The 6,472-nt window shown below is 65.9% G+C and carries 7 protein-coding genes; 4 read left to right on the forward strand and 3 right to left on the reverse strand.

What is annotated here, in order from left to right; all coding sequences use genetic code 11:
- The 3 genes from V7Q39_RS18390 to miaA all read right to left on the reverse strand — a co-directional run.
- Positions 1 to 1,577: ABC transporter substrate-binding protein (locus V7Q39_RS18390; RefSeq protein ID WP_443082546.1), on the reverse strand; the 1,577-nt coding region annotated here is incomplete at its 3' end.
- 220 nt (positions 1,578 to 1,797) lie between these two features.
- Positions 1,798 to 2,598, reverse strand: coding sequence for a helix-turn-helix domain-containing protein (locus V7Q39_RS18395; protein WP_333818064.1), 801 nt, complete (start codon positions 2,596 to 2,598; stop codon positions 1,798 to 1,800).
- Between the two features lie 175 nt (positions 2,599 to 2,773).
- The gene (gene miaA, locus V7Q39_RS18400) at positions 2,774 to 3,679 is read right to left on the reverse strand and encodes a tRNA (adenosine(37)-N6)-dimethylallyltransferase MiaA (RefSeq protein WP_333818065.1); all 906 of its coding nucleotides are present in this window, start codon (positions 3,677 to 3,679) and stop codon (positions 2,774 to 2,776) included.
- Between the two features lie 43 nt (positions 3,680 to 3,722).
- Between miaA and pyrH the strand changes: the two genes are divergently transcribed.
- From pyrH to V7Q39_RS18420, 4 genes are all read left to right on the forward strand, one after another.
- Entirely contained in the window at positions 3,723 to 4,445 is a 723-nt protein-coding gene (gene pyrH / locus V7Q39_RS18405) for a UMP kinase (RefSeq protein WP_333818066.1), read from the forward strand.
- Positions 4,446 to 4,684: 239 nt separating this feature from the next.
- Positions 4,685 to 5,251, forward strand: a complete 567-nt coding sequence (gene frr / locus V7Q39_RS18410; protein ID WP_333818067.1) for a ribosome recycling factor — start codon at positions 4,685 to 4,687, stop codon at positions 5,249 to 5,251.
- A gap of 81 nt (positions 5,252 to 5,332) precedes the next feature.
- Positions 5,333 to 6,007, forward strand: a complete 675-nt coding sequence (gene uppS / locus V7Q39_RS18415) for a polyprenyl diphosphate synthase (RefSeq protein ID WP_443082547.1) — start codon at positions 5,333 to 5,335, stop codon at positions 6,005 to 6,007.
- Positions 6,004 to 6,472: phosphatidate cytidylyltransferase (locus tag V7Q39_RS18420; RefSeq protein ID WP_333818069.1), on the forward strand; the 469-nt coding region annotated here is incomplete at its 3' end. The genes uppS and V7Q39_RS18420, both read left to right, overlap by 4 nt.

Genomic DNA, 6,472 nt, shown 5'->3' on the forward strand with positions numbered 1-6,472 from the left:
GGATCGGTGTGGCGGAAGAGCGAGCGCCAGTAGGGCTGGATCAGCACGCCCTGCTCTTGCATGATCTCTTCGAGACGCTTCATCACTTCGCGGCGCTTGTCGGCATCGGCGATGGCCAGCGCCTCTGCCAGTTTGGCGTCGAACTCCTCGTTCGAGAAGGCGGTCTCGTTCCAGGCCTCGCCCGACTTGTAGGCCGCCGCCAGAACCTGAACGCCCAGCGGACGCATGTTCCATTCCGTCGCGCTGAACGGATATTTCGTCCAGTCGTTCCAGAAGGTCGAACCCGGCATCACCGTACGCTTGATGTTGATGCCCGCGTCGCGGATCTGCGCGGCGATGGCGTCGCAGGTCGCGGCCTGCCAGTCGTCATCCAGCGAGATCAGCTCGAACTCGAAATCGCCACGGCCAGCCGCCGCGACCATCTCTTTCGCCTTGGCCGGATCGACCGTCAGCGGAGGCAGTTCGGCATATTCCGGGTGGATCGGGCAGACGTGGTGGTTTTCCGCGGGTTTGCCCAGGCCGTTGTAGCCCAGTTCCAGCACCACGTTGTTATCCACTGCCAGCTGCAGCCCCTTGCGGACGTTCACATCCTTGAACTCTTCGGCAAGCTGGTTGAAGCGCACGGCCAGCGTGGCCGCGGTGGTCGCTTCGGACTTGGTCCAGCCCAGACCGTCCAGCTGTTCGATGAATTCGCCGACCGTCTGGTAGGTCGCGTCGATCTCGCCCGAACCGGCCGCAGCCACCCAGGCCGAGGTGTCGGTGCCGAGGTCGAGATATTCGATCCGATCCAGATACGGACCGCCGTAGACATCGGTGCCCCACCAGGGTTCGGCGCGCTTGACAAGAACCGCCTTGACGCCGGTTTCAAAGCTCTCTGGCGCGTAGGGGCCGGTGCCGATCCAGTTCACCGACGGGTCGCCGTTGTCATAGGACTTGTGCATGACCTGGGCCGGATAGTCGGCGCAAGAGGCGATCAGCGCGATGTCGGGTTGCGACAGCTTGAGCTTCAGGGTCAGCGGGTCGATCACCTCGAAGGCATCGGGGCGCGCGGCCTTGGTGGCCGGATCCTGGATACCGGCCATGCGGGCCGACATCGAGTTGCCTTCGACATTGCCGTCGGCCCAGCGGGTGAAGTTGTTCACCACGTCATCGGCGGTGAAATCGTCGCCGTTCGACCATTTCACGCCCGGACGCACCTTCATGGTGTATTCGGTGGCGTTGTCGTTGGTTTCCCAGCTTTCCAGCAGCATGCCGCGGATCGAGCCGTCGTTGTTGTATTCGACCAGATATTCCAGCCAGCCGCGGGTGAAGTTGGCGATCTGGCTCCAGTCGGCGGTGCGCGGATCCTTCAGCGCCTTCAGTTCCATGCTCATGCGCAGGGTGCCGCCGGCCTTGGCTTCCTGAGCCTGAGCCGGAGCGGAGAGGCCGATGAGGCCGTAGGCTGCGGCTGCCGAGACGCCGAGCGCGGTGGTGCGGGTCAGAAACTCGCGCCGGCTGAGCTTGCCCTCAGCATATTCCGAGGCATACATCTTCGCCGCCGAATGCAGCCCCGCCTCGTGGATCATATCTTTCATCATGGTCTCCCTGTCAGGTTTTTTCTGTTCTTCATGGCAACGCAGAACCCCACGCTTCCAGACCTTTCCGGCCAGTGCCGACCCGATCCTGCAGCCTGCGCGGTTTGCGCATCCCCGTGCCTATTGCGCACCTTTTTCGACGTTGCGTCAACGGCTGGTTTCGACGGTTGAGTTCCAAAAACGACATCGGCGTGTCGATTCCTTTACCTTCCGGACAAAAGCTTCATCCGGCGCGGCGGAAGGCGGTGGGCGATTTCCCGGTCAGATGCTGGAAGGCGCGGGTGAAGTAGGCGGGCGAATTGAAGCCCAACTGCTCGGCGATCTTGCCGACCGGGATGCGGGTTTCGGCCAGGAGTTTCCGCGCCTCGAAGATGCGGCGGTCTTGCAGAAGCTCGCTGGCGGGGCGACCGCAGGCGGCGTTGCAGCAGCGGGTGAGATGGGTGGGGGTGACGCCAAGCGCGGCGGCGAAATCGGCCACGTTCATGCCGGTGCGGAAGTTCCGCTCCAGCAGCGCCGTGTAGCGGGCCACCAGCCGTCGTGTGGCATCCTGCCGCGGGCTTTCCAGGGGGTCTGCCTTGCGGGCCTGACGTTCAAGCCAGACGCCGAGCAGCCCGACATAGGCCTCGGTCGCGCGGTCATGCGCGGGCGTGTCGCTTTCCATCTCGCGCAGAATCGAATCAAGCAGGACGTTCACTTCCTGCTGGGCATGGACCTCGCGGATGCGCAGATGCAGCGGAGACTTCGGCAGAGTGACCTTCGGATCGCGCCCGAAGAAGACGGCGGTGCCGAAGACTTGGGCCCCGGCCTCGAAGCCGTGCATGACGCCGGCGGGGATGAAAACCGCATTATGTGCCGTATAGCCGCGCGTCACCCCCGAGATCGTGATGCGGCCCTGGCCCTTGGTGAACCACAAGAGGCAGGGTTCGGAGAGCGAGCGCATCGCCTCGACCCGCCAGCGACCGCCAGCGGCGAGGCGGGGAATGGCAACGAGGCGCGGAGTGGAAACCGGGGCGGACTTCAGCATTTCGGGGCAGATCCTGTGGCAGAGGCGCTGTCCGACGAAGTAAAGCAGGCCCGCCGGGCCAACCCAAGCGGTTTTCGCGAGGCTGCGACCGAGTTACCCACCGATGTTGCATTATTCTGTGCACAAGCCTGTGGATAAGCGGAAAACCGCTGCAGCTTTCACGCGCAAGTCCCGGTCAGGGAAGGGAAAGCTGGCGCCAGGTCTTCATGTTCGATCTGAACCAGGTCCGCTGCCGCTTGGCATATTGGCGGCTGCCGAGGATGGCGGCAGCCATCGCCTGGCCGAGGCTGATTTCCCCCTTGAGATGCGCGATCAGCTCCGGTCCGCCGATGGCTTTCGACGAAGGACGCCTCGGGTCCCAGCCGGGCAGGTTCGCCTGCGCCTCGTCCAGTGCACCTTCGGTCAGCATCTGCTGAAAGCGGCGCTCGATGCGGGCGTCGAGCCAGGGCACATCGGGCACCAGCACCAGTGCCTTGGCCTTTGCCAGCGGCAGAAGAGGTGCGGGCGTGTCGTCCTGCCACGCCGCCAACCCCCGGCCCGTGGTGCGCCAGACCTCCCAGGCGCGCTGGATGCGGGCCGGGTTCTGCCGGTCGATCCGGGCGGCGGTGGCGGGGTCGAGATCGGCGAGGAGCGCCGCGTGCCCCTCGGCGGCGAGGCGCGCATCGGCCTCGGCGCGGATGGCGGAGGGCGTGTCGGGCACTTCCGCCAGGCCCCGCGTCAGCGCGTTGAAATTGAGGCCGGTTCCGCCGACGATCACCACCGGACGCGCAAGGAGCGGCGCCACGTCACGCAGCCAGTGGCCAACGGAATAGGGCGTCTCGCGGGGGACGTGACCGTAAAGCGCATGGGGCAGGGCGGCCTCGTCGGCGGCGGAGGGGCGGGCGGTCAGGACGCGCCAGTTGGCATAGACCTGCAGCGCATCAGCGTTGACGATCAGCCGACCGTCGCGCGCCGCAAGCTCCATCGCGAGCGTGGATTTCCCGCTGGCGGTCGGCCCCGCGACCAGCACGGGCGCCTCGCGCGAGATGCTGTCGATCCTCACCGCCGATCCCCCGTTGAACCCGTCGCGGTTTTGCGACATTTTGCGGCCCAGTCCAAACACAAAACGATATGCAGGGGGTGCCATGTCCGAAACGGCCACCAAATACAGCCGCGTGATGCTGAAGATCTCGGGCGAGGCGCTGATGGGCGACCAAGGCTATGGTCTGCATCCGCCGACGGTGAACCGCATCGCCGAAGAGGTGAAGTCGGTCCGGGACATGGGGGTGGAAATCTGCATGGTCATCGGCGGCGGCAACATTTTCAGGGGCTTGCAGGGCAGCGCCCAGGGGATGGAGCGGACGACCGCGGATTACATGGGGATGCTGGCCACGGTGATGAACGCGCTGGCGATGCAGTCGGCGCTGGAGGCCCTGGGGGTGTTCACCCGGGTCATCAGCGCGATCCCGATGGACCAGGTCTGCGAGCCCTATATCCGCCGCCGCGCGGTGCGCCACCTGGAGAAGAAGCGGGTCTGCATCTTCGCCGCCGGAACCGGGAACCCCTATTTCACCACCGACACCGCGGCGACGCTTCGCGCGAACGAGATGGCCTGCGAGGCGATTTTCAAGGGGACCAAGGTGGACGGGGTCTATGACAAGGACCCGAAAAAGCACGCCGATGCAAAGCGTTACCAGCATGTCACCTATGACGAGGTGCTGGAGAAGCATCTGGGGGTGATGGACGCGACCGCCATCGCACTGGCCCGCGACAATGCGCTGCCGATCATCGTCTTCAGCCTGGACGAGCCGGGCGGGTTCCGGGGGATTCTGGCGGGGCAGGGGACCTATACGCGGGTGCAGGGCTAAGCCCTTGCGGACGCTGGGTTGATCTGGCCCGGTGTCCAGAGACCGGGCATATTCCTTTGCGCTTCATCGCTTATGCATTCCCCTGCGTGGGCGCGGGAAGTCGGCAAAGTGATAGCGCGTTCCCGACTCGGGCGCGATCCGCGGGTCAGGAGCTTTGGCCTATACCCGGCCCGCGGCGCTCTGCTATAGAGCGCGAAATTGTGGGGGCAGCGCCACCGGGGAAGTGAAGGACCAGTCGCATGGCACATGAAGAGATCGAGATCGACACCGATGCAATCCAGCGCCGGATGGAGGGGGCGATGGCGGCATTGAAGACGGAATTCGCCAGCCTGCGGACGGGCCGCGCCAGTGCCTCGATCGTCGAGCCGATCCAGGTAGACGCCTACGGCCAGATGACACCGATCAACCAGCTGGGAACGGTCAACGTGCCAGAGCCGCGGATGGTGGTGATCAACGTTTGGGACAAGGCGATGATCAGCAAGGTGGAGAAGGCGATCCGCGAGTCGGGCATCGGCATCAACCCGGTGACCGACGGCCCGCTGATCCGCCTGCCGATCCCCGAGCTGAACGAGGAGCGCCGCCGCGAATTGACCAAAGTTGCCGCGCAATATGCCGAAAGCGCCAAGGTTGCGATTCGCAACGTCAGACGCGACGGGATGGACCAGATCAAGAAGGCCAAGGCGCAAGGGATGGGCGAGGACGACCAGAAGTTCTGGTCCGACGAGATTCAGGAACTGACCGACAAGGCGATTGCCGCCGTCGACCGGGCGCTGGAAGGCAAACAGGCGGAAATCATGCAGGTCTGACCTGCAGACGGAGGGCGGCAGGTGTCGAAGGACCTGCAGGTGGGCGTCGCGACGCGACCGGTGAACCACCTGGCGATCATCATGGACGGCAATGGCCGCTGGGCTACCAACCGGGGCTGGGCGCGGCTGGTCGGCCACCGCAAGGGGGCGGAACGGGTGCGCGAGATCGTCAAGGCCGCCCCGGACCTGGGGATCAGGTGGCTGACGCTCTACGCCTTCTCGACCGAGAACTGGAAGCGGTCGACCGAGGAAGTTCTGGGCCTGATGGCGATCTTCGCCCGCTATATCGAGCGCGAGGCGGACCGGCTGGCCAAGGCCGGTGTCCGGATGCGCTTCATCGGCGACCGGGGGCGGCTTGATCCCAAGCTGCAACGTCTGATGGCAGGGATCGAGGCGCGGACGGCAGGGCTGGACCGGCTGAACCTGACGGTGGCGGTGAACTATGGCGGGCGAGACGAGATCGTCCGCGCGGTCAGGAAGATCGCCGAGGCGGCGGCGCAGGGCATCCTCGACTCGCGCCATGTGACGGAAGCGGCCTTTGCCGAACGGCTGGACACCGGCGGGCTGCCGGACCCGGATCTGGTGATCCGCACCAGCGGCGAGACGCGGACCTCCAACTTCCTGCCCTGGCAGGCGGCCTATTCCGAATACGAATTCACCGAGACGCTGTGGCCGGATTTCGGGCCCGAGGAACTGGCTGCCATCGTCCAGCGCTTTTCCAACCGCGAGCGGCGGTTCGGCGGGGTGCTGAAGTGAGGGAGCCTGCGCCGGCGCCGTCCGGCAAATGGGCGGACCTGCGCACGCGCGTCCTGTCGGCCATCGTCATGGTGGCGGTGGGCGCGGTGGAAATCTGGCTGGGCGGCCTGGCCTTTGCGGTGCTGGTCGTGGTGCTGACCGCGGTGATGATCTGGGAACTGGCGGGGATGACCGCGCCTCTCGACCGGCGGCCGGCGCTTGTGATCGCGGGGGCGGCGGGCGTGGCGCTGGTCGCGGCGCTGGTGCTGAAGACCGGCGTCGCCCCGCTGTTTCTGGGCCTGCCCGCGCTGGCGCTGATCCTGACGCCCCGGCGCGACCGTTGGCTGGCGGGGGGCTATGCGCTGGCGATCCTGATCGCAGGCTACGGGCTGGTCGCGCTGCGCGAGGCGGGGGGAACGGCGGCGATCCTGTGGCTGGTGGCGGTGGTCGTCGCCTCGGACGTGCTGGGCTATTTTGCCGGGCGGA

Origin of the sequence: Tabrizicola sp. (assembly GCF_036781545.1) — a bacterium.
Classification (GTDB): Bacteria; Pseudomonadota; Alphaproteobacteria; order Rhodobacterales; family Rhodobacteraceae; genus Tabrizicola.